19 protein-coding genes are annotated in these 22,916 nt (G+C 44.9%); 8 read left to right on the forward strand and 11 right to left on the reverse strand.

Annotated elements, in window-relative coordinates; translation table 11 throughout:
- Window positions 1-22 precede the first annotated feature (22 nt).
- Window positions 23-274 (reverse strand): sulfurtransferase TusA, encoded by a 252-nt coding sequence (tusA, locus tag DL796_RS04545; protein ID WP_110200414.1) that lies wholly within the window; start codon window positions 272-274, stop codon window positions 23-25.
- 186 nt (window positions 275-460) lie between these two features.
- On the opposite strand from tusA, the gene DL796_RS04550 reads away from it, so the two are divergent.
- Entirely contained in the window at window positions 461-937 is a 477-nt protein-coding gene (locus DL796_RS04550; protein WP_110200415.1) for a Dps family protein, read from the forward strand.
- Window positions 938-941: 4 nt separating this feature from the next.
- Here DL796_RS04550 and DL796_RS04555 read toward each other — a convergent pair whose 3' ends face one another.
- The gene (locus DL796_RS04555; protein WP_110200721.1) at window positions 942-2,732 is read right to left on the reverse strand and encodes a tetratricopeptide repeat-containing diguanylate cyclase; all 1,791 of its coding nucleotides are present in this window, start codon (window positions 2,730-2,732) and stop codon (window positions 942-944) included.
- Window positions 2,733-3,038: 306 nt separating this feature from the next.
- Window positions 3,039-6,233: an amidohydrolase family protein gene (locus tag DL796_RS04560; RefSeq protein WP_110200416.1), complete on the reverse strand. Its 3,195-nt coding sequence runs from the start codon at window positions 6,231-6,233 to the stop codon at window positions 3,039-3,041.
- A gap of 264 nt (window positions 6,234-6,497) precedes the next feature.
- Here DL796_RS04560 and DL796_RS04565 point away from each other — a divergent pair, with 264 nt between their 5' ends.
- Together DL796_RS04565 and DL796_RS04570 are read left to right on the forward strand one after the other, a co-directional pair.
- Entirely contained in the window at window positions 6,498-7,136 is a 639-nt protein-coding gene (locus DL796_RS04565) for a DUF4124 domain-containing protein (RefSeq protein WP_110200417.1), read from the forward strand.
- A gap of 76 nt (window positions 7,137-7,212) precedes the next feature.
- A complete protein-coding gene (locus DL796_RS04570) occupies window positions 7,213-8,670 on the forward strand; it encodes a DEAD/DEAH box helicase (RefSeq protein WP_110200418.1) in 1,458 nt (485 codons plus the stop codon).
- Between the two features lie 167 nt (window positions 8,671-8,837).
- Here the strand turns inward: DL796_RS04570 and DL796_RS04575 are convergent, their stop codons facing one another.
- From DL796_RS04575 to DL796_RS04585, 3 genes are read right to left on the reverse strand one after another with little or no spacing between them, the layout of a single operon-like run.
- Window positions 8,838-9,158 carry a c-type cytochrome gene (locus tag DL796_RS04575; RefSeq protein ID WP_110200420.1) on the reverse strand — a complete coding sequence of 107 codons (321 nt, stop codon included), beginning with the start codon at window positions 9,156-9,158 and terminating at the stop codon, window positions 8,838-8,840.
- On the reverse strand, window positions 9,151-9,639 hold the full coding sequence (locus DL796_RS04580) for a GNAT family N-acetyltransferase (RefSeq protein WP_110200422.1): 489 nt from the start codon (window positions 9,637-9,639) through the stop codon (window positions 9,151-9,153). The genes DL796_RS04575 and DL796_RS04580 overlap by 8 nt, the downstream gene beginning before the upstream one ends.
- A gap of 55 nt (window positions 9,640-9,694) precedes the next feature.
- Window positions 9,695-10,132, reverse strand: a complete 438-nt coding sequence (locus tag DL796_RS04585; protein ID WP_110200424.1) for a c-type cytochrome — start codon at window positions 10,130-10,132, stop codon at window positions 9,695-9,697.
- 251 nt (window positions 10,133-10,383) lie between these two features.
- Between DL796_RS04585 and DL796_RS04590 the strand changes: the two genes are divergently transcribed.
- Together DL796_RS04590 and rarD are read left to right on the forward strand one after the other, a co-directional pair.
- Window positions 10,384-10,845: a thioesterase family protein gene (locus tag DL796_RS04590; protein WP_110200426.1), complete on the forward strand. Its 462-nt coding sequence runs from the start codon at window positions 10,384-10,386 to the stop codon at window positions 10,843-10,845.
- A gap of 35 nt (window positions 10,846-10,880) precedes the next feature.
- Window positions 10,881-11,825: an EamA family transporter RarD gene (rarD, locus tag DL796_RS04595; protein ID WP_110200428.1), complete on the forward strand. Its 945-nt coding sequence runs from the start codon at window positions 10,881-10,883 to the stop codon at window positions 11,823-11,825.
- Between the two features lie 57 nt (window positions 11,826-11,882).
- Here rarD and DL796_RS04600 read toward each other — a convergent pair whose 3' ends face one another.
- The 5 genes from DL796_RS04600 to DL796_RS04620 form a co-directional block, all read right to left on the reverse strand.
- A complete protein-coding gene (locus tag DL796_RS04600) occupies window positions 11,883-12,371 on the reverse strand; it encodes a DUF2165 family protein (protein ID WP_110200430.1) in 489 nt (162 codons plus the stop codon).
- Between the two features lie 174 nt (window positions 12,372-12,545).
- Window positions 12,546-14,342 carry an NUDIX hydrolase gene (locus tag DL796_RS04605; RefSeq protein WP_146205068.1) on the reverse strand — a complete coding sequence of 599 codons (1,797 nt, stop codon included), beginning with the start codon at window positions 14,340-14,342 and terminating at the stop codon, window positions 12,546-12,548.
- Between the two features lie 189 nt (window positions 14,343-14,531).
- Window positions 14,532-16,556 carry a monovalent cation:proton antiporter family protein gene (locus tag DL796_RS04610; RefSeq protein ID WP_110200434.1) on the reverse strand — a complete coding sequence of 675 codons (2,025 nt, stop codon included), beginning with the start codon at window positions 16,554-16,556 and terminating at the stop codon, window positions 14,532-14,534.
- A 434-nt stretch (window positions 16,557-16,990) separates the two neighbouring features.
- A complete protein-coding gene (locus tag DL796_RS04615) occupies window positions 16,991-19,348 on the reverse strand; it encodes a TonB-dependent receptor (RefSeq protein ID WP_110200436.1) in 2,358 nt (785 codons plus the stop codon).
- Window positions 19,349-19,503: 155 nt separating this feature from the next.
- Window positions 19,504-19,788 (reverse strand): hypothetical protein, encoded by a 285-nt coding sequence (locus DL796_RS04620; RefSeq protein WP_110200438.1) that lies wholly within the window; start codon window positions 19,786-19,788, stop codon window positions 19,504-19,506.
- A 216-nt stretch (window positions 19,789-20,004) separates the two neighbouring features.
- Here DL796_RS04620 and DL796_RS04625 point away from each other — a divergent pair, with 216 nt between their 5' ends.
- Genes DL796_RS04625 through DL796_RS04635 form a run of 3 tightly spaced genes read left to right on the forward strand, consistent with a single transcriptional unit; the run spans window position 20,005 to window position 22,710 of the window.
- Window positions 20,005-21,321 (forward strand): threonine/serine exporter family protein, encoded by a 1,317-nt coding sequence (locus DL796_RS04625; protein WP_110200440.1) that lies wholly within the window; start codon window positions 20,005-20,007, stop codon window positions 21,319-21,321.
- Between the two features lie 4 nt (window positions 21,322-21,325).
- Complete coding sequence (locus tag DL796_RS04630) at window positions 21,326-21,808, forward strand: thermonuclease family protein (protein ID WP_227592965.1); 483 nt, start codon at window positions 21,326-21,328, stop codon at window positions 21,806-21,808.
- 20 nt (window positions 21,809-21,828) lie between these two features.
- A complete protein-coding gene (locus tag DL796_RS04635) occupies window positions 21,829-22,710 on the forward strand; it encodes an aspartoacylase (RefSeq protein WP_227592966.1) in 882 nt (293 codons plus the stop codon).
- Window positions 22,711-22,916: the final 206 nt, after the last annotated feature.

The following is a 22,916-nucleotide window of genomic DNA, read 5'->3' on the forward strand; positions in this document are numbered from 1 at the left end:
ATTAATGGCTTAAGTAAGAGGCTTAAGCCAGACCTTTGCGAATCAGGTATTTATACGGCATTTCGTCAGTGCTACTGGCGAGCAGTTGATGATCCATAAAGGTACAAAATTTAGGAATATCACGCGTTGTTGAAGGATCGTCAGCGATCACTAATAAAGTCTCGCCGTCCTCCATTTTGCGTACATTTAACCGTACCATCATCACGGGCTCGGGACAACGTAGGCCAAGGGCGTCGAGTTTACGATCAAAGTTATCGAAGTTGAAATCTGTCATGATGGCTCAATGTAGTATGGTATATGATTGAAAATCTGTGCGAATTTTAGTCTTTTTAGCAGTATTTCTAAAGCAAATTGACTAGGTATAGCAATAATATATTACATTGTTTTAAAAGATTAATTTTATGTATGGAATCAGATTCGTTAGTATAGATGCATAAGTTAACCAAAGGAGATTGATTAGATGAGTCATAAGATAAACATTGGAATCGACGAAAAGTCACGCGAAGAAATTGGTGAGGGTCTGTCGCGCCTATTAGCGGACACCTACACCTTGTACCTGCAAACTCACAATTTCCACTGGAACGTTACTGGCCCGTTTTTCCAGCAATTACATGTTCTTTTCGAAGAACACTATACGGAGTTAGCGGTTGCCGTTGATGATATCGCTGAGCGTATTCGTGCGCTAGGTATTTTAGCCCCAGGCACTTACAAAGAGCTTGCAGAGCTTACCAGTATTGAAGAAGTCGAAGGCAACATTAGTGCTGAGGAAATGATTGGCCGCTTAGTGGATAGCCATGAAACAGTGGTAAGAACAGCGAGAAAAGTGTTGCAAACGGCGCAAGAAGCAGAAGATGAATCATCAGCTAGCTTGGTTGGCGACCGTTTAGTAGTTCATGAGAAAACTGCTTGGATGTTACGTTCGCACTTACAAAACTAAAGCATTAGTTTAAATCAGTATCATCGTTATTGAAGGTCGAAACCACACGGTTTCGGCCTTCTTTTTTGGCCTTATACAATAATCTGTCGGCGCGATTAATGACCATATCTAAGCGCTCGTCCTCTTGGCTGTATTCCGTCACACCAAAGCTTGCTGTGAGGTGGATCCCTTCTGCTAAATCATTAAATTCAGCGTTTGCGAATTGTTCATTCAAGCGATGAGCAATCAGCTCGGCATCCTTTAAGGTAGTTTCTGGCAAAATAATCAAGAACTCTTCGCCGCTGATACGACCGATGGTATCTTCTTCGCGTAGCGTATGCTGAGTGATTGAGGCGATGCGTTTAATAACCTTGTCGCCAATATGATGCCCAAAGCGGTCATTAATCGTTTTAAAATGGTCAATATCAAAAATGATAAGGCTATAAATAGAGTTCCCGGGTACGCTTTTCACGTGCTCATTATCAAGTTTTCTGAACATTTGGCGGCGATTCGGTAGTTTGGTCAGTGTGTCGGTCAGCGCTAGCTGTTCATTTGTCTTAGCCACGCGACGGTATTTGAACAGTAACCAGAAACCGAGAACTACTAGCAGTAGCAGAAGAATGACTAGAGCGATTAGAATATGGCTATAGCTTTTATACTTATCGACATATTTGGCGTTTAGGGCAACTTCATTCTCAAGAAGCTTATTTTCAAAAGACAAACGCTCTTGGTCGAGCTGCTCACGAGCCAAATTAGACACATAAGTAAGATTGTCGTTATAAGATTGGCGATAAGCGCGAGATGATCTACTGAGAAGATTGTAAGCTTGCTCGTAATTTCCACGTTTAGCTTCTATGTCAGAGCGAAGCTTGTTGAGGTAAAAGTCATCCAGCTTAGCGGCCTCTTGAGCACTATCGATGGCCATCTCAATATGCTCTCCCGCGGCGTCGATCTGTCCTAGCTTGATATAAGCTGAGGCGAAGTCGAGATGTAGCTCATAGCCGAACATTTGCTCGCCGACTTGCTCTTGTAGGGTTTTTGCGGATTTGAGCTGTTGCAGCGCCTCTTCATACTTTTCCTGATTAGTAAAAACACGAGCCCTGACTTGATGGGCGAAAGCCTGAAGAGGAATATCGCCTTCGCGGATTGCCAGTTGCATGGTTTTATCGGTCAACTCTAAGGCTTTTTCATACTGATCGTCTTGTCGATAGGAGTCGGCAAGATTGGCGTAAAAGTAGATATTTCGAACAAGATTCGGATGTTGTTTCATAACATCGATTGCTTTCTCGAAATACATAATCGCCGACTTGTGATCATTTAAAAAGCTATAAAGAATGCCGAAAACATTGTAAGTCTCGGAGATTAGGTAGGGATCGTTGGAGTCTAGAGAATAATCTAGAGCAATGTCTAAAGACTGGATAGATTCTCGGTAGCGGGCAAAAAGTGCATTGATATAAGCATTCTCTAAGACCAAGTCGCCAAGCTTATTCAGTACCCACTTATCTTTAACCTTCTCGTACAATTCTTCTGAAACGTTGAGTGCTTCTTCTAAATCACCCTCGCTACGCAATACGAATACATTGACGTAATCATATTGATTATTGAGCGATTCTTGATTAACGCTTTGCACTAATGGCTGTGCGATCGACATAAACTCGCGTGCTCGTAAGGTATCGCTGTTTAAAACATGGTAATTGGCCATCAGAATATTGGCCAAAGCTTGAGAATGATTGTCGAGATCTTTGTTGTTTAGAAGGTTATTAATTTTGATGAAAAATGCTTCTTGCTTGCGCTCTGGTACGGAAAGATTAGACATACCATAAAGCTGGCTTTGTAGAGCTGTATTATTACTAGGGTTGGAGGCGTTTTTAGAAACTCCAGGCGAGAGCGTATCTGGAGTAATTAAGGCGAATACATTACAACTAAAGCAAATTAAGAATAAGAATGTGAATTTCCTAAGCTTTCGCACGTATTCCCTTTATAAAATTATTAGTTATGAAATCACTGTACACCAATAGAAAGTATAATTGAACAATCAGGCAATGCAATAATGCATCGACTGATTGAAATTTGAACAAGCTCAGGTTTGTACTTACTGATACAAACCTGAGCGGCGGGTATTTTACTCGAAAAAGAAGGGTTTGCGAGCTTTTTCTGTAGGTGCAATTTGGTTCATCGTAGCGGCATCATAGAGCTTGCCGTTTAGCATGACCATGTTGACCTTGTCAGAATTGCGCAGGTTTTCCATTGGATCTGCGTCTAGTACGACTAAATCAGCCAGCTTGCCTGCTTTAATCGAACCGATTTCGCTATCCATACCCAGCATTTTCGCACCATCGATAGTACCGGCTTGTAAGGCTTCGAGCGGTGTCATGCCGCCTTGACCGAACATCCAAAGCTCCCAGTGCGCGGCTAAACCTTCGCGCTGACCGTGTGCGCCGAGTAGGACGTTAACGCCTAGATCGCGTAGTTGCTTAGCAACGTGAGCATTATTGACGTGGTTATAGTCCTCGTCTGGTGCTTTAAAGCGACGGCGTGAGGCTGGCTCTAATACTTCGCGCGGCACAAACTTGCTCAGTAGTGGGTGCTTCCAAACGTCGGTTTTGTCGTACCAGTAACGCTCACCCCAGATACCGCCATAGGCTACGCCAAGAGTTGGCACATAGTCGGTGTCGGCTTGACTCCACAGTTGCTTAACGTCGTCATAAACGTTAGCTACAGGAATCGAGTGCTCGATGGTGGTGTGGCCGTCGATAATCATGCTCATATTGTGCATGAATAAAGAACCGCCCTCTGGCACAACCAATAAACCGGTTTTGCGCGCAGCTTCTAAAACCTGCTGACGCTGTTCGCGGCGTGGTTGGTTGTAGCTCTTGACCGAGAATGCACCAGCAGCTTTCATGCGCTCTAAGTGGCCAGTGGCATCATCAATACCATCAACCTCAGCGGTGATGTAATGATTCGCACCATACAAAATGGTACCCGTCGAGAAGATGCGTGGTGCAGTAATTAAGCCTGCTTTTTGCATCTCGCTAGCTGAGAATACCGCTTCAGTGTCGGCCGACGGGTTATGCGTGGTGGTGACACCAAAGGCTAAGGAAGCTAAGGCGCTCCAGTTGGTTTCTGGTTGGATTTGGCCATTTGCGTAAGCACCATGCCAGTGAACATCGACTAGACCAGGGATAATGGTTTTACCGCTTACATCAATCGACTTTGCGCCCGATGGAATCGATACATCACCACGCTTGCCAACGGCTTTAATGCGATTGTTTTCAACCACCACAACGCCGTCTTCAATAACTTGAGTGCCTTCCATCGTCAGAATCTTAGCGCCGACCAGTGCAGTAACGCCTTTTGGCACCTCGGCTTTTACCGGCATTTCGATAACGGTTTCTCTAGCAGCTTCTGCGCTAGCTTTGCCGTCTTCTGCTAAAAAGTCGAACTTCTCAGCGAGTTTTTGCTGATATAGCGTTGGGCCTAATGACCAAGACAATTCAGTGCTATCCTCTGACCAAGCTAGGTTTGAGCCAGCGAACGTTGAGAACTTCTGAACCGGCAAGTTACGTGCCGCTGGTCCAGTAGTAATCGCTTTGCCGCTTTTCACAAAAGGCGTGACGTAGACTTGATAACGCTGTGTGAAAGCTAGCCACTTCTGATCAGGCGATACCGCAAAATCAGAAATCCAGTTGCCTGAATAGTGTTCTTGCTGGTTGTTACCATCTAAGTCAGTGCTTACTAGCTTACTTGAGTAAGTTTCACCATTTCTTTTAGAGGTCGAGAAGAATACACGATTAGAGTCACCAGCGAAGAATGGGCTTGAACCAGAGTCGCTAACTTTAGTCACTGTTTCGTCATCTAGATTAACGCTGAAAATACCCGTGTCGTTTGAGTAAAGTGGGCTCGTAATATAGCCGCCACCAACTGCTTTATAAACTGCAAATTCACCGTCAGGGCTGAGGCTCGGGTTGGTGTAGTGCCCAGGCTGTTGTGAAATCACTTTGCCTTTACCGCCGCGCGAAGAAACAACACGAACAGTACCGAGTTTTTCATCGTCCCAAGTGGTGTAGATAATGCGCTTGCCGTCGGCAGAATAGCGAGGATAAAGCTCGAAGTGGTCGTTTTGGCGCGTTAAACGCTTAGGTTTACCATTCGGTAGCGATACTTTGTAGATTTTACCAAGGCTTTGGAAAATCGCTTGATCGCCATCTGGTGAAACCTGTAACCAACGCAACATCTTGGCATTAAAGTTTTCCTCGAATGCTGGATTGGTTTGTTTAACCGCAGCGCGCATTTCACGTCGATCGTTAATTTCGAAAGGAATTTCTGCCACTTCTTTCGACTCGACGTCGATTTTGTGTAGCTTACCTTTCGCCCAGAAAACGATTTGCTCGCTATCTGGTGTCCATGAGAAGTTCGGATAAACGCCGTGAATAGCCCATGTTTCTTGCATATCGCGCTCTAGATCTTTATAGATCGGGAATTCGGCGCCAGTTTTACGATCTTGTAAGAATAACGCTGACTTGCCGCTAATACGACGCACGAAAGCGATGTATTTACCGTTTGGTGAAGGCTCTGGACGTACTGCGCCACCTGGGCCGTCGATCCAAGTTTCGGTTTTACCGGTGTCACGATCGATGGCGTAAACTTTGTAAATCTGCTTAGTCGAGTCTTTGCTGTACTCGAAATAACCGCCTGGCGTCGAATCGCGCGAATAAAGCACGTATTGACCGTCTGGCGTAAAGGCTGGTTCGCCTAAGTCTTTTTGCTCGTTCGGGCGTTTGTTTAGCTGAACGCCGCTACCGCCAGACTTGTGATACAACCAAATCTCACCAGCACCTAAAGAGCGTGTGCCCGTAAAGTGCTTACGCGCCACAATATAGTCGCCATCAGGGCTCCATTTTGGATTGTTCAATAAACGGAAGCTTTCCTTGGTGACTTGATATTGGTCGCTACCGTCCGTATCCATAACCCAGATATTATCGCCACCGCCTTGATCGGAAGTGAAGGCTATTTGGCTGCCATCGGGTGAAAAGTCCGGCTGCATATCCCATGCCATACTGTTAGTAATGTTGGTCGCCTTACCGCCAGACATTGGCATAGTATAGATATCGCCCAACAAATCGAAGGCAATGGTTTTGCCGTCCGGGCTGACATCAAGGTTCATCCAAGTACCTTCAGTAACGTTCAAATCGGCGTAAATCGCTTCGCCGGGAGGATTGTTAACGTCCCATTTAACTGCTTCCTTTTTCTCGTCAGCCTGCGCCGCGAAGCCCAAAGAAACCGCCAATAGACCGCTAATCATGGAATATTTATACATGGTTACATTTTTATAAGATGGTCCGAACCTAGCAATATAAAGACTTAGCATAGAAAGGGCAAAGGGTTGCCCAAGGAAGTGATGTGTAAATTGTAAGAAAGTTTGAATGGCGTGATAATGTATTATCAAAAGAGCGACAAAACGAAGTCTTTCAATAAATTATAGGGCTTATTGTTTGTTAGGTAGTCAGTATTGTTGGATATTCCAAAAGATGAACCAATTGGGTAGACTTGCGGTATTAAAATAAAGAAATAAGGATGTTATATGCGTTATTTAATAGGTGCGCTTTTTGGTGTGTGTCTAGTGCTATTAGTTTTTGGTGGAATGATTTATTACGACTATTATGAAAAAAATCATAATCTTAAGGTTGAGCTAAAGCAGCCTCAGCTGACCGAAAAAACCAAGACAAATTATAGAAATAATCATCGCTCTCCTTTGACGAATTCAAAGGTTAGAACTCAAACAAGACGCGCACCTGTAAAACAGAAGCCAGTACTTTATACGTGGAAAGATAAAAATGGTAACAAAGTGATATCAGAGCATCCGCCAGCTTCAGGAAGCTATAAAAGATTGGTTTTACCAAAGAACGGCTTGAGCGTCGTCGAGATGGACAAAGCAAAATCAATCAAACGAAAAAAAAGGCCAAGGTCGCAAAATATCTCTGAATCATCGCCTGCAAATATAAAACAGCGACTTATTGCTAAAAATACTAACTCTAACTGTCGGTGGCTTGTAGGTCGTACATACGATTTATATACAAATATTCAAAGACATAAAGGTGGCAATAGGAGTATTTATTGTGACGAGTACTACAAAAGGCGAAAAGAAATGCATAAGTTAGCGCGAGAGGGAGATGCTTGTTATTACCCGCATCAAAGCGTATCTAAATGCACGAAAAGGTAAGGTCGGTAGTCTTTTAACAGGACTTGACGCGTCGAAAACGTTAAACTGTGGGCTTACTGCACTTATAAAGCTTTAGATGACCTTTACCGATCTTAATTTAATACAACCTCTTCTCGATTCGCTTCACAAAAGCGGTTACACAACGCCTTCCCCTATCCAGCAAAAAGCAATTCCTTTGATTCTGAGTGGCTCCGACGTGATGGCGGCTGCGCAGACTGGCACGGGGAAAACCGCGGGTTTTTCGCTGCCAATTTTGCAGAAATTGTCCGAGGGCAAAAAGGCTGGGGCCAATTCGGCGCGTTGTTTGATTTTGACGCCGACACGAGAACTAGCAGAGCAGGTTCATCAAAGCGTGCAGAAATACGCGGCTAATTTATCGCTGAAATCGGTGGTGGTTTATGGTGGCGTAAAGATTAATCCACAAATGCTTAAGCTAAGTCGTGGCACCGATGTGTTGGTGGCGACGCCGGGGCGTTTGTTGGACTTGATGGAAAAGAACGCGGTTGGTTTTAAAGATCTAGAGTTTTTGGTGTTGGATGAAGCAGATCGAATGCTGGATATGGGCTTTTTACCGAGCATTAAGCGTATTTTGGCGAAGCTGCCGAAAAAGCGTCAGACGCTACTCTTTTCGGCAACCTTCTCTGAGTCTATTAAAGCGTTAAGTCAGCAGTTCATGCATAATCCTAAGCTGATTGAAACGGAAACGACCAATGCCACGGCGACAACCGTGAAACAGTGGATTCATCCGGTGGATAAAAAAGAGAAGCCGGCATTGCTGAGTTTCCTTATTGGCGATCATCGTTGGCATCAGTTATTAGTTTTTGTGCGAACGCGCCGTGGCGCCAATCGATTAAGTCTAGCGCTGGAAAAACGTGGTATTAAAGCAACCGCGATTCATGGCGGTAAAAGCCAAGGGGCGCGTAATCGTGCTTTGTCTGAATTTAAATCTTGTCAGGTTACCGCTTTAGTGGCGACCGATGTGGCGGCTCGAGGCATTGATATTGATCAGATGCCGGTGGTGGTCAATTATGATTTACCCAATGTGGCGGAAGACTATGTGCATCGTATTGGCCGTACTGGGCGTGCGGGCGAGAAGGGCACAGCGATTTCCTTGGTCAGTGCTGACGAAGTTGAGGAATTGCGAGCGATACAGAACCTAATTCGAAAGCAATTAGAACGCAGAATAGTCGATGACTTCGAGCCTCATCATGTTGTACCAGAAACGCCTCTAAAAGCTGTTGCTAAGAAAAAACCTCATAAGAAAAAGTTAGCCAAAGCAAAGGCCAAAGGAGGCGCTAATAAGTCTAGCAGCGCAGAAGGTACAGCAAAGCCACCGAAGCGCGGCAAGAATGGTTACAACGGCAAAGCTGCCAATAAGAAAAAGGCATCAGGGAATAAAAAGCCATCGGGCAAAGCGAAGCCTAAGGACAGTTCAAGCAAGAATGATCCTTATAAAAAAAGTAAGGCAAAAGCGCAAAGTAAAAATAAAGGCAGTAATCGGAACACCACTAAGAGATCTCCTAAAAACAATTAGGGCTGTTCTTAGTTAATGTAGCCTCGAACAGCGTTAGCGTGCTCGAGGGAATAAAACCTCGAAGTCACTCCATTCCTTCGAGGCTACGCTTGCTGAGTGATAGTTTTGCACTAATATTGCTGGCTGAGGCTTAAGGAATTTTCAAGCAGGAGGAAAGCTTAACTGGTTTAAGGCTTTCGAGGCTGAAGCATATATTCAAGTGCCATCTGAAGCTCTTTCTCAGTACAGTCGAAACAGGCGCCTTTAGGTGGCATGCCTTTATAACCATTCACCATGCTATTTAATAAGGTATCTTGACCCTTATCGATTCGTGACTGCCATTGCTCCATATTTCCTCGCAACGGTGCACCGCCGTGACCACGTTCGTGACAGCTAAAGCAGGAGCGATTATAGATGCTTTCGCCATCGCGCTTTGGTGGCTCCGGGGTGCAGGCTGCGAGCAGCAACATAATAGAGCAGAAAAGAAAGCCTAATAATCGTTTATTCATTGCTTATTCCTTTGCGTTTAACCATGTAGTGGCAGTCGGCAAGTGGCATAATTTCTGGATATTCAGCTACTTCGAAGCCCAGTCTTTGGTACAACTCTTTTGCGCGGGTGTTGCTGTGTAGGACAAATAAAGAATAGCTATCACAAGCAAAGAGGGAATCGCCAAGCGCCATTAGGCTCTTTACCAGCTGGGTGCCGATGCCTTTGCCGTGGCTTTGAGGATTAACCACTAGACGGCCGAGATGTGTGCGGTTTAGGCGCTGATATATTTGTCCGAAGGCTTGGACTTGGTTATTTAGGTCTAACTGGGGATCTATGAGAACGCGAGTTTCTAGTTCGTCGAGGTTAAGATCTTCGATAAAACTCTCTGCAGTGAACGGAAAGCGAAAGCCTGGCCCTGCCCAGATATTGAAGACTTTTGGGCTTCTGACCCACTCCATGACTTGAAGCAGGTGTTGTTTGTTTGGTTGTTGCAGCTGCATCGACAAATCTCAGGCACAAAAAAGCCGATCATGTGATCGGCCTTTTGAAAATTGCTTACTGACTTTGTTCGATCATGTAATCAACAACAGCTTTGATTTCATCGTCAGAACAGTCGGCACAAGTACCTTTCGGTGGCATCGCGTTGAAACCATTGATTGCGTGGTCATAAACCGTATCAATGCCTTGAGCGATACGTGGTTCCCAAGCTGCGGCATCGCCAACAACCGGAGCACCAGCTACGCCAGAAGCGTGACATGCTGTACAGCTAACATTGTAGATGTCAGCTGGCTCACGAGGACCTGAAGGTGTTGCTGAGACAGGCGCTGTATTTGATACCTGAGGTACATCATCACCTTCAACATAAACTTTATGAACCGGTTTTAAACGATCTTCAACGTTTGATTCGCTTAAGTGAGTCGCTACCGCTGCGCCGGCGAATAATGCTGCTGTGAGGCTCACAGCTAATACGAACAATGATTTTACTTTAGTCATGGTCTCTCTCTATCAATAGTGCTCATCGGCAAAACGCTTACTCAAGAGGTCTCAAATAGCGGTAAGCTGGCCAAAACGCTCAAAAGGCGTAAATTCAGTGCGCAAATTATAACCGTAATCAGGTCTCGATCAAATAGGCATGCTGAAATAACTCGTAGTTATTCCTCTTATTCATAATAAAGCATACATTTTCAGAGGCAAATCAGGCACAATGGCCAAATTCTGGATCATGATTAAGTTTGGAGTTACGCATGGGATCTCTTCCGCAGGAAGCATTGCATATGCTTGGTGAAGCGTTGGTTAACAGCATTCCTTTTAATCGTCATATTGGCCTTAAATATCAAAAGGTTAGTGAAGAAGAGTGTGTCATCACCTTTGACATGAAACCTGAGCTTGTGGGTAATTATATTCAAGGTATCCTTCATGGCGGAGTGATTTCTTCAGCAATGGATATGGTCGGTGGCACTATGGCTGCGGTCGGTATTTTACATGCTAATCCCGCTACCCAAGTCGATGAGTTAAAGAAGAAAATCGCCAAGTTAAGCACAATCGATCTTAGAGTCGACTATTTACGCCCTGGGCGTGGCGAAACGTTTTATGCAAAAGCCGAGTTGTTGCGTGCTGGAAATCGTGTAGCAGTAACTCGAGCCGAACTGGTTAACGGGCGAGACACCTTGATTGCTGTTGCTACTGGCACTTATATGGTTGGCTAACCAAGATAGACTTTTAAATTTAATAGGCTCTTCTAATGACTTCTGCAAAAACTCATCCCCAACAACAAGCTTCTGAGCCCCAAGAGCAAGAGCCGAGCAATAAAGTCGGTTATATTTATGCCTTGGGTGCTTTTGTGATTTGGGGGCTGGCACCCATATATTTCAAATCGGTACAAGAAGTCTCGGCCTTAGAAATCCTAGCGCATCGCGTGGCTTGGTCGGTGCCGGTGGTGTTGATTATTATGTGGGTGCTAAAGCGTCCTTTCCCAAAGGGTATTTTTAAAGATAAGAAAACCTTAGGCTTGCTGGTGGTGACCTCGCTGTTAATTTCCGGCAACTGGTTGGTATTTACTTGGGCGGTGACTCATGATCGAGTGCTTGAAACCAGTTTAGGCTATTTTATTAACCCGCTGATTAGCGTTGCGCTTGGAATTATATTTTTAAAAGAAAAGCTCTCCTTGTGGAGTAAATGGGCACTAGGCTTAGCAATTGCAGGTGTGACGTATCGAGTTGTTGTGCTTGGTGGATTGCCGTGGGTCTCACTGTTTCTAGCTTTCTCATTCGGGTTTTATGGACTATTAAGAAAACAGTTAAGCATCGGGCCATTGCAAGGGTTATTAGTTGAAACCCTGATGGTGTTGCCGCTAACCTTAGGCTATATCTATTACCTTTGGCACAGCGGTACAGGAAGCTTTCTTTATCTATCACCGACCATCGATTGGTTACTGGTGGCCGGCGGAATTATTACCACTGTGCCGTTGGCGTTATTCTCTGCTGGCGCACGAGTTTTGCCACTAAACACCATCGGCTTTATTCAGTATTTGGCACCGAGTCTTACCTTTATGCTGGCGGTGTTTGTCTATAAAGAGCCGTTTAACTTAGATTTACTGATGACGTTCGCGCTTATTTGGGCAGGACTGGTGGTTTATACCATTGGCGTGATTAAAAATAACCGTCGTAAAAAGGTCGTGGTTGGATAGTAACTCAAGCTAATGAGTTACTATCTATTACACAGCTGGTTTAATTCCAGCATACTACTAGCGGTCTTTAGCGCGGACGATGAGCCAAATAAAAGCACAGCTGACAAAATACTGAAAGGCTCCATTAAGCGACTGTCCGCCTGTTGGCGTTTGCCACATTTGAAACCAAGCGCCCCCAAATACACCAAAAATTCCAAACCAAACGATAATGCCAATGCCGGCACCAAATAGTGCTAAAGATTTAGCCTGATTAAAGCTTGATGAATCGCTTTGCCTCGCACTAAATAACTTTCCGCATCCGATTAGTAACAAAATTCCTGCCGTAAGCTCTGCTCCAATAATAGTACCGACCGCTACCCAAACTAAGAAACTATTTGTAACCGCTGGGAAAAAGGAATTGGCGTAATAATTATGCTCAGTCATCCCCAAGATATAAGCCACAGATGAAAAGCAGGCATCTAAGTTAGCCAGATTTTGTATGGCGTACATTAGACATAATAGGGATAGAAGAAGCACAAGAACGATCTTTAGATAACGGTTTAGCATGTTCCCTCCGCATAAAAGTATAAAAAACAACCAGTTCAATATAGCAGAATTTGCGCAAAAGGGAGTCTTTTTAGAGCTCAGGATGTAGCAAAGCTCAGGAAAGTAATAATGTGTCCGCACCGTATGACACTTTCGGACACTTATATTTTACAAGGAATGTTGAAGGGGTATTTATTATTCTCCTAGCGCCTCATAACTTACGATACGATAGCGAGGTTGCTTGGTATCGCTGATGCGCTTGGCGATAGCGCCATGAACAGACTCGTCCCACTGGCTGTATTGTTCGATAAAGTCATCGGCCGCCTGCTTGTCGCCTTGATATTGAATATCGAGTAGTTTAGCGAGCAATTTAGTAACCGCTTGTGGATACTTCTCATAATCGATCGATAAACCGCTATCAGCAACGAAAGAAATTACACCCTGCTCACGGAAAAAGTTAAAGGTCATCAGCTGCATCGTCTGGTAAGGCTGACTACGTCGTGGCTTTACTCGTTGGAGTGTGCGCATGATGCCGCCCGCATAAACCGAGCGCAAAGTCGCGTCGTCATGAACCCCTTTGTCATGCAAGAATGCTGCTGAGTGGAGCGAAACTAAGTCTGACTTCATTTCTTCCAAAAGATTAGCGTTATCCTGCATCGCGACATCAAGCGTGCGTCCTTGTTTATCCAGCGATGGCCCCATGTAATGGCCAATTTCGTGCCACATGGTGCGGATGTAGTTACTTTGTCCGGTAAGGTCATTGGCGAACGGCTCGGCGACCACCGTTTTCCAAATGGTTTTAGCGCTAGTCACAATAGTTGGATTGGTAAGCACGTTATAGCGCATCAAAATGATGCGGCCGTACTTACGAGCAAAACGACTCTCATTAGGTAAAATTGATGCGGTGTTAGTACCGCGAGCTTGGCCAAAGTCAGCATAAACGTGATAAACGCCGATAGGAATATCGCTTCGAACATTTTTGTGATGCTCGTAAGGCAGGCTGTTCTCTATTTCTTGTAAATCTGAAATGCTGTTCGCTAGTTTGGCGCTACGCTCACGATCTTTAATTAAGATGCTCATGGAGAAAGCTGACTTTACGCCAAGCAGTGCATCGTCGTAAGTTTCGTAAGAGCCGATTTGTGCATTCAGATTACCAAAACTCCCTGTGACCCAAGAAGCATCGCCACTTTCGTAATCATCCGATAACAAATCTCGAGAGCGGTTGGCCAGATAGTCGGCAAAGTCTTTGTCGGTAGGGGCAATTGTGCGGCTGGCTTTTTGTAATAGCTCGTAGGCCTGCATAATATCGTCAGCATAAGCGACGGAATAGGGAACTGCATATAATCGTTGTTGCGGATTATTTTTTGCCTGTTCGAGCTTCTCTTTTAGCAAAGGGTGTAAGGTATCGAGAACAGGGTACTTAGTTAAAGCAGCGAGATCTTTTTTGATGTTATCGGGGGTATTTGCACGAACTAAACTGCGTAAGTCGAAAATATCCGCTTCTAATTGTGGGTACTCTTTTAAAAAAGCATCAAGCTTTTCTTTAGTTAAGCCCCAAGCGTAACGATTCTTACCCGGCCCTGGCTTATCCGCGGCAACAAAAGGCACGCGCTTGTTATCTGGCGTGGTCGCGATAGGACCTTTAAAAATACGGTAAAGCGTTAAACGCTTTTCTGCGTCTTTATTGCCTTTGGCCGCAAGCTCTTGAAGCGCTGCTTTTTGTTGTAGGGCATCTTTGTGCTGCGCATTAAGATAAAGGTCATGCAGTATATGCCCCGTTTGCACTAAGTAATCGAGGGTTTTTCGCTCGGTTTGTGATAAGTGACTAATATCCGGCGCGAAGTGAATCTTCATACTATCTTCTAATATCGAGTCGACTTGTGCTTCCGACAGTATACTTGTTTCCTTGGTGGGCGTGGTTTTTGTCGCGTATGTTAGGCTTGGCGAGAGAGCCACCGTAAGCAATGCGACGATAGCTATTTTAGAATTCATTTTCATAAACAGTTTGGTTAGTGGTTTTGTAGTCGCTCAGTATAGGGTGAACAACTGAAAAAAGCACATCAGTCCAGTTTATGGAATTGCCCGCTTTGTGAAGGTGTGCACGAAGAGCTGCGCGAATAGGTGCACGGTTATAAGAGCGCAGCTATAGCAACAGAAATAATTAGCTATCAAAGCCGATTGTTATAACCCAGTAGAGTCAGATAAATCATCGTCGCTCGGTTCAGCACCAATGAGCTGACGCTCAGCGGATTTTAGCTGCTCAGGGCGCCCGAAAAGCACCAGAACATCGCCTGCTTCTAAAACGGTTTCTTTATCTGGATAGACGTGACGCTTATCGTCTCTAACCAGAACAGAAATATAGACCGAGTACTTTTGTTCTAGCGTTAACTGATTAATCTTTTTACCTAAGCAAGGCGAGTCTTCATCAAGCAATACTGAGTGTAATTTCTCAGTATCAGGATCTTCATATTTACCCAGTACAATATCGGACTTGCCTTTAAATAGCTCACGAATTAAGGGGTAGCGGCTGGTCCTTTGTTGCGTAATATAATCATTGATACGCTGGTGCGGGACGCGAAGTGCAAGCAGTGAGTGTGAGACCAACATTAAGCCTGTTTCTAAGGTTTCAGGGATCACTTCTGAAGCGCCTGCTTTACGCAAAGGCTCTGCCGACGTTTCATCTTTAGCGCGAACGATAGTTTCGATATTCGGATTCATTTCCTTGGCGCGGATCAAAGTTTTTAAGCTTGTCGCATGATCATTGTGGCTTATAAGAAGCAAAGACGCAGTTTCGATATTGGCCGCTGATAAAATATCTGCATCCGAAGTATCGCCATAAACCACTGGCTGCTTGGCAAGCTGTGCTTCTTTAACAATCGTCGGATCGATCTCAATCGACTTATAAGGAATATTTTCAGATTCCAAGAAGCGCGCTACTACCTGACCGGTACGACCGAAGCCACAGATAATAACGTGATCTTTTAAAGGCTTCTCATCCACAGCATCATCTGGCTTGGCTAAAGCCGCTAATTTCTTCTTGCCCGTTTGGAACAGTAGCGATGTTATTGAGTGATTGTAGCGGATTAAAAATGGCCCAATAATCATCGAAAAAAGTACCGCGGTTAGAACGATTTGTGAGGTGAATGTGTCGATCACGCTACCTTCTAAACCGACTGCTAGCAGGGCAAAACCGAACTCGCCACCAACCGCGACTAATATGCCGGTACGAAAAGCGGTCTGAATATCGACCCCTGATATTTTGACAATAGCCATGACGATAAGCAGCTTTAAAATTAAAATGGCGACAGAACTAGCCAGCGCCAAGTGCCAAATATCGGGCAGGTAAGCCGGATCAAACAGCATGCCGACGCTAACAAAGAAGAGCCCTAATAAAACGTCTCTGAATGGTCGAATGGTCGACTCAACTTGGTGTCTAAACTGGGTTTCGCCGAGCACCATGCCGGCTAAGAAAGCACCAAAGGCCATCGATAAGCCTAGGGTTTTGGTGGTCCACGCTGCGATTAACGACACGAACAATACGGTTAACGTAAAAAGCTCCGCAGAGCGGCGTTTAGCCACCACATGAAACAGCGGTTGCAGTAAAAAGTGACCGGCAAATAACACAATTCCGAAAGCCATGGCGGCGTTGAATAAGGCAATACCTAACTCACCAGCGACCTCTTGTGCGGCGGCAACGCCTAACACTGGAATGACTACAATAAAAGGCACGGCGGTGATGTCTTGAAATACAGACAAAGTGGTTCCTAAACGACCATGACGTGTCTCGGATTCATTTTGCTCGAGTAATTGCTTGGAAATAATAGTGGTCGAGGATTGAGCAAAGACTGCACCTATAACGAAGGACGTTGCTGGCGAAAAGCCGAGCAACCAAGCGATTAAACTGACAAACAAGGTGGTTAATGCAACTTGTGCGGTACCGAGGCCTAAAATGGTATGCCTTAGGGCATAAATTTGCGGCAAGGAAAAACTAAGTCCAATAGTAAATAACAGGAAAACGATACCGTATTCAGCAATCACCGAAACGATTTCCTCTGAAACCACTGGGCCTGCAGTGTTAGAACTAAGTAATACTCCTACAGATAAATAAGCCAAACTTGGTGGAATGTGCAATTTCTGGAAAACTAGAACCACACCAACAGTAGCACCAAGTAATAGTAATACCTGTACAAGCATTTGTTCTAACACATATTCCCCCTTGTTATTGCAGAGTAAGTAGTCGTAGCTTTAGGCTACTGGCGCATGGTTTATAAATGTTAACGGACTAAATAACACTAAGGGATTTTCTATGGAGTTCCCTCTAAGAAAGAAGGTTGGTTGGTGTACCAACGATCTGCCCGCAAGTATTTATAAATAGATTTGGTCGTGAACTAAGGCCGAGGCTTTGCAGTGAGAAAAGTCTCTAACCCTGTTTAACTAGTATGTTCAGTACTATTGTCTTATGCAAGAAGTACAAGCAAAAGATTGGCAATTACGAACAGGGTTTAGATGGGGGTAAAAACGGAGTTTTCAAGCAGGTAAGTGCCTGAGAATTAATGTAAAAAGGTTAGCTGAGCGGAATACTCAGCTAACCTTTGGGAGTTACAATTAAATTAATGCGCTTTAAGCCAAAACATAAAGGATTAGAAGGTTAAGCGGAAGCCTGCCGACAATGTTCTTCCTGCGCGAGTCGTTCGATCTTTAAGGAATGAGGCATGGTCACGGATCTCTTCGTTCGTCATGTTCTCGCCTTTTACAAACAATAGTAGGTCTGAGTTATCGAAGTACAAGTTATAACCAAGGCTCATGTTGATTAAAGTGTAACCTTCAGTCGGTAACTCTTCATCTGCAACCTGATTCTGACCATCTACTTTAATAGCACTTAAATCAGCGCTAAAGTCACCTTGCACATAACCGAGCTTACTGCCAAGACGCATTGCAGGTGTGCGTGGCAAGTAACCACCCTTATCAAGCGTTGCGCGAGTGTAGTCACCGAACAATCCTGCTTTCCAGTAAGTATCGCCCTGATAGCCAAAAGTCCAATCGATTTCAGCTTCCAAACCACTAAAAGTCGCGTCGCCTTGAGTGAATTCAAAAATTGGGAACTCACTGTGCTCCTCGTGCCCCGCGTGATCTTCTTCATGGTGAGCCAGATAGATATAATCGCCTACTTTATTGTGGAACAGTGATATTGATGCGTGTACTTCATCAGTGTGGTAACGCAGACCAATATCAAGGTTCTTGGCAGTTTCTTTATCCAAATTCGGGTTTCCCACTTCGATGCTTAAGGTCGCTAAGTGAGGAACATAATTGTCCTCGGTTCTACCGGCGTTAGAGTAAAGCTCTTCCACTGACGGAAGGCGCTGCGCGTAGGCCAAGTTAACCGGTAATGACCAGTTTTCGTTGAAGTGCCAGACTGAGCCCGCTGCAAAGCTATAGGCGTTGTCGCTGCGCTGAGTACCTGCGAAATTGGCAGTATTAGCAACTTTTATATCTTGCTGATCGATACGTAAACCTAGTTCGGTGTGTAAGTCGCCACGATCAATTTCTTCGAGCCAGAAAACACCGTAGTTTTTTGTGTTTGAGGCTGGGATAAAGGTTTCGCTACCGAGTGCGGCAAAGTCGCTGTCGCTGAGCTGAAGTCCAAATGCACCTTGCCATCCATTCCAAGCTTTATGCACCGCTTCTACACGTAATTCTTGAGCATCGTTGGTGAAATGGGTGCTTATTTCATTACCCTCAATTTCTTGATGTTCATAGTCAGTTTTAGAGTAGTTGAACTTTAGGTTTTGGAACCCAGCAAAAGGATCGCTTAACTGACCTTTAAGGTTGTAACGCTTCTGTTTAAGGTCGAGTAATACCGACTCTTCTGCATGTTCGTCATGTCCATGCTCGTCGTGAGAGTGCTCATCATGCGAATGCCCTTCATGCGAATGGCCCGGCAAGCCATAAGCACGATCAAATTCAGTATAAGAGGCGCCAATAAAACCACGATCAGCAACATACGACAAGCCGAAACTGCCGCCTTTGGTATCGGTGCGAGTGTTCTCCAGTCGACCACCATATTCGCCAGCGTGCTCATCGTGCTCTGAAGCGCTTTCACCCGCATGCTCAGCTTCTTGTGCGCGTAAGAATGATGACTCAGCATAGGCTGGGATTTGGTAGTCATCAGTTTTCGACTTGTAGGCATCAAGGTTAAAAGCAAAGTTGCCTGCCGAGGTAGTGATGGTGCCGACGGTACTACGCTCGCCGGTAGCGGAGTCGGCCGCTCTGGCTTCAAAGCCACCTTCCATGCCATCAGTTAAGCGTGTAGGAATTCGATTATCGACCACGTTGACCGCGCCACCAATAGCGCCACCGCCATAAAGTAGTGTGGCTGGGCCTTTCAAGACTTCAACGCGCTCTGCTAATAAAGGTTCAGCGGCAATCCAGTGGTCAGGACTCGAGTTTGAGGCATCCTGGGTGGAGCTGTTATTACTTAATACCGTAACACGGTTGCCTTGTTGCCCGCGGATCACTGGGCGGCCCGCGCCTGAGCCGAAGCTTGAAAGGTTGATGCCTGGAGTTTGCGCTAGGGTTTCACCAATATTAGCGCCACGGTTTTTAACTAGCTGCTCGCCGCTAATGATCACGGCTGGCGAAGCCATCTCTAGACTAGAGTGCTCCAAGGGGTTACCAGTAATCACTAAAACTTCAGCGTTATCAGGCGTTAATGATATTTGCTGAATGGTGCCATCATGACGAACGGAATGGTTAATATGGCCTAAGCTTCCACCTTTAATATCCAACACATAACGACCTTCCTCGAGATCGTTGAACTCGAACTGACCTTGTTCATTAGTCTTTGTCGAAAGGTTTAATGCGCGAAGGTGTACTTTAACACCGGCTAAAGGCTGGTCATTATTATCGGTGACAACGCCTGATAGATTTTTTTCAGCGGCCAAAAGAGCTGGAGAGGCTAAGATGCCTGCCATTAAAAAGCTTAACGCTTTTACTTTCATGGTAAAAATTCCTCAATTTCACATAAGTTGCCTAAGCTGACGCCATAGAGCCAATCCCTGCAGGAAGCACCGTATAAATGATAGGCGCGCGCATAGGATAGTTTCTCTAGGGCAAAGCTAGGGTTAATAAATAACGGTTTTGGGTTATTAATTAATTATGCGAACTGAGGTGGGCCGCGAACAAAGAAAGGACGGATTGCACGAACAAAGATAGTGCTTTGGTTGTAGACGATGCGCTCGCTACTGCCTTCGAGTGGCTGTGGAACTGTTACTGTATGAGGCGCGGTATGCAGGAATGTTCCGGCATGGTGCAAACAGTAACTACACTCTTGGAGCTCTTTTGCATCTTGATGCATCGGAGAATTGGCGTGGGCTACGCTGAGCAGCGCCATACTTAACAAAGCAGCAATAATAATAGAATGACGTAACAAATTTTTCATAGTGGATTCACGCCGTTTATTGCAAAATACCGTTAATTAAAAAATATTGTGCCAAGTCAAAAGTGCTGACCAATTCGAGTTTGCAATGCTATTCGATTAGAACGTAAGATGCAAACAACACTCTGCTAATATTTGTAACAGGGTGTCTCAGGCGCTACGAAAGACAATGAATATTAATAAGTTACCCAAAAAGAGAAGGTTTAAGGAAATACTGCTATGGCCGATGATTTGCCGATTTCGATAGCTGAGCGTCGATTAGATAATGTTCCAAACTACCCTGACCGCCACGAACCGGTCGGTTTTATGTTGCGCTTGGTCAAAGCATTGCACACCTATGGCGTGCCTAGTTACGAGCTGGAACAATTGATGGCGAACGTAGCAGATCAATTGGAATATGGGTTACAAACTACCGTTGTTCCGACTAGTATCACTATGACCTTTATCCAAGATGAGGATAAGCCAAGAACTTACGTCATCCGCTCTAACGCTGGTGAAGTTAACGTTGATAAGCTGAGCCGCACAATCGATGTCGCCTACGCCGTGATTAACGGTGAAATGACCACTGAGCAGGGCGCACGAGAACTGACCGATATTTCAAATTCGGAGCCATTGCATAATCGTTATTGGATGATCTTCTGTTTTATGTTGGTCTCGGTCGCTATTTCTCGTATTTTCGGGGGTGGTGTTGAAGAAATCATCACAGCATCTGTGACCGGCTTAGTGGTTGGGGTTTTCGTCAATATTGAGGGTTTTAGAACAGAGACCGTGGCTAACCTAATGCCGGCATTGGCAGCTTTCTTAGCAACCATGATTTCATTCGGTTTCAACTATTGGTTCGGCTTAAGTTCGACTTATATACCCGTAGTGTCGGGAATTATCGTGTTGATCCCGGGAATGATGCTGACCATTGCTATGGCCGAGTTAGCGACCCAAAACCTAGTTTCTGGCACAGCACGTTTACTCGGCTCTGGGGTAATCTTTATCCAAATGATATTCGGCGTTTCCATTGGAACCCAGATCGCGGCAGCACTCTTCGGCGATGCCGATATTACTACCAGCATTGACCATCAGTTACCGAGCTGGACAGTCTGGATAGCGATTACCGCCAGTTCATGGGCCTTGATGATGCTGTTTCAAACCCGAAGCAGACACTTCTTATGGATCTTAGCTGGCGCTTGCGCTTCTTTCTTTGTATCGCGTTGGGTTGGTGAACATCTTGGCTTAGCCAGTGGTGCATTCTTTGGCGCTTTAACTATCGGTGTTATTGCCAATATTGCCTATCGCATTAAACAAGTTCCGACAGCTGCAGTGATGATGCCAGGGTTTATTATTTTAGTTCCTGGTAGCGTTGGCTTTAAAAGCCTCACCGAATTATTAGAACACGATATTATTGGCGGATTAGAAACTGCTTTTAATATGAGTATTGTGGGTATTTCTTTGATTACTGGACTCTTGGTGTCGTCGATTGCGACTTTACCAAAACCTAAAATTAAACCGGCACCGATAGAGGTTGATGAGGAGCGTAACGATTAATAGGTTGATACGTTTTTGGCTGTTTTTCGCTTTACTCTGCTTAGCTTTATCTTGCAGTCAGGCAGATCCAGCTGGCACATATAAGCTAGTTTATGTGCAGGATGGCGATAGTGTGGTCTTGTGTTGTGAGCGTGGGAAGAAGTTTACCGTCAGGCTATTGGATATAGATGCCCCTGAACGTTATCAACCCTATGCTGAGAAGTCGAAAGCTCTGCTGAAAAATTTACTTGAAGGTGAAAGGTTAAAACTGCTAGGCGATAAGTCCGATCGTTACGGTCGTCGCTTGGCGATAATCGAAGTCGATGGTGATAACATAAATGAAAAAATGGTGTCCTCTGGCGCTGCTTGGGTATGGAAATACAGCAACAATCGCCACATGAGATCCTTGCAACAAGAAGCAAAAGAGAGGAAGCTTGGTTTATGGGCATTACCCGAGGAGCAGCGACAAGATCCCTCGGATTGGCGAAAAGCACACCCGCGGAAATAGTGCTAAATAGGAGATAGAGCATGTCGAGTGAAATGATTAATCAGGTGGCGCTAGTTGGCGGTACTCATGGTAATGAATTGACCGGAATCTATCTGCTCCACAAGTATCGTCAGTACCCTAAGCTTATAGGCAATAATAACTTTGAGCTTGAATTGTTTCTGGCTAATGAGAAAGCGCTAAAAGCCAACAAACGCTACCTAGATCGCGATCTTAACAGAAGCTTTAAGCTCACTGACTTAAGTGACGATTCATTGTTTGGGCATGAAAACGAGCTAGCTAAAGACATTAACCAAAAGCTTGGCCCGAAAGGTGGTAGTCGAACCGACATGATTATCGACCTGCATACCTCTACAGCCCCGATGGGGATTAATCTTGTCCTAACCAAAACTGATACCTTCCACTTAATGCTAGCGGACTTTGTACAACAGCGCATGGACAATGTATCGATTACGCTTGAGAAAATGCCTGATCACCATTTTTTAATGTCAGTCGCGCCGCAACACGTATTGGTTGAAATTGGAGCGACAGCACAAGGCCAGTTGCGGCAAGATGTTTTTGATAAAACTGAAGAGACAGTGCAACTCATCTTCAAGTTCTTAAACCTCTACAATAATCATCAACTACCTCAACCTTCTGAGTCGATAGATATTTATCAGTATTTTGATGTTATGTTCTTACCGACGGATCTCAACGGAGACATCGCCGGCATGGTGCATCACGGAGTTCAAGATAGAGACTTTTCCTTATTAAAGAATGGAGAACCTATTTTCACCCTATTCAACGGCGACGAGGTCATTTACGACGGTGAGGACTGCTATATCAGTTTTATCAACGAAGCCGCTTATTACGACGACAAAAAAGCCTTCGCTATGTCGAGGAAGAAGACGTTTCATATTGGATAGTGGCGATTTAAACAATCAGCCCGCGATGGGAAATTAAAAAAGCAAAAAAAACCGCCCAAAAGGACGGTATAGCGTGAAGAGACCTATGATAGCAATTGTTGTTATTGGTATAACGTTTGTGTCTTGACCACTTGCTATAGAAACAAGTATCGGTCGAAACACCAGATTCTTCGGCTGAACACTAAATCTTTCGCTTTGCTCAAGCC

This window comes from Kangiella spongicola (assembly GCF_003194565.2).
In the GTDB taxonomy this organism is placed as follows: Bacteria; Pseudomonadota; Gammaproteobacteria; order Enterobacterales; family Kangiellaceae; genus Kangiella; species Kangiella spongicola.

What these genes read in the sequence shown, in the direction of transcription:
- DL796_RS04600 (WP_110200430.1), bottom strand. Translation starts at nt 12,371, where the DNA reads ATGCTAAACCGTTATCTAAAGATCGTTCTTGTGCTTCTTCTATCCCTA.
- tusA (WP_110200414.1), bottom strand. Translation starts at nt 274, where the DNA reads ATGACAGATTTCAACTTCGATAACTTTGATCGTAAACTCGACGCCCTT.
- DL796_RS04585 (WP_110200424.1), bottom strand. Translation starts at nt 10,132, where the DNA reads ATGACTAAAGTAAAATCATTGTTCGTATTAGCTGTGAGCCTCACAGCA.
- DL796_RS04575 (WP_110200420.1), bottom strand. Translation starts at nt 9,158, where the DNA reads ATGAATAAACGATTATTAGGCTTTCTTTTCTGCTCTATTATGTTGCTG.
- DL796_RS04580 (WP_110200422.1), bottom strand. Translation starts at nt 9,639, where the DNA reads ATGCAGCTGCAACAACCAAACAAACAACACCTGCTTCAAGTCATGGAG.
- DL796_RS04560 (WP_110200416.1), bottom strand. Translation starts at nt 6,233, where the DNA reads ATGTATAAATATTCCATGATTAGCGGTCTATTGGCGGTTTCTTTGGGC.
- DL796_RS04570 (WP_110200418.1), top strand. Translation starts at nt 7,213, where the DNA reads ATGACCTTTACCGATCTTAATTTAATACAACCTCTTCTCGATTCGCTT.
- DL796_RS04590 (WP_110200426.1), top strand. Translation starts at nt 10,384, where the DNA reads ATGGGATCTCTTCCGCAGGAAGCATTGCATATGCTTGGTGAAGCGTTG.
- rarD (WP_110200428.1), top strand. Translation starts at nt 10,881, where the DNA reads ATGACTTCTGCAAAAACTCATCCCCAACAACAAGCTTCTGAGCCCCAA.
- DL796_RS04620 (WP_110200438.1), bottom strand. Translation starts at nt 19,788, where the DNA reads ATGAAAAATTTGTTACGTCATTCTATTATTATTGCTGCTTTGTTAAGT.
- DL796_RS04605 (WP_146205068.1), bottom strand. Translation starts at nt 14,342, where the DNA reads ATGAATTCTAAAATAGCTATCGTCGCATTGCTTACGGTGGCTCTCTCG.
- DL796_RS04625 (WP_110200440.1), top strand. Translation starts at nt 20,005, where the DNA reads ATGGCCGATGATTTGCCGATTTCGATAGCTGAGCGTCGATTAGATAAT.
- DL796_RS04635 (WP_227592966.1), top strand. Translation starts at nt 21,829, where the DNA reads ATGTCGAGTGAAATGATTAATCAGGTGGCGCTAGTTGGCGGTACTCAT.
- DL796_RS04550 (WP_110200415.1), top strand. Translation starts at nt 461, where the DNA reads ATGAGTCATAAGATAAACATTGGAATCGACGAAAAGTCACGCGAAGAA.
- DL796_RS04565 (WP_110200417.1), top strand. Translation starts at nt 6,498, where the DNA reads ATGCGTTATTTAATAGGTGCGCTTTTTGGTGTGTGTCTAGTGCTATTA.
- DL796_RS04555 (WP_110200721.1), bottom strand. Translation starts at nt 2,732, where the DNA reads ATGTCTAATCTTTCCGTACCAGAGCGCAAGCAAGAAGCATTTTTCATC.
- DL796_RS04615 (WP_110200436.1), bottom strand. Translation starts at nt 19,348, where the DNA reads ATGAAAGTAAAAGCGTTAAGCTTTTTAATGGCAGGCATCTTAGCCTCT.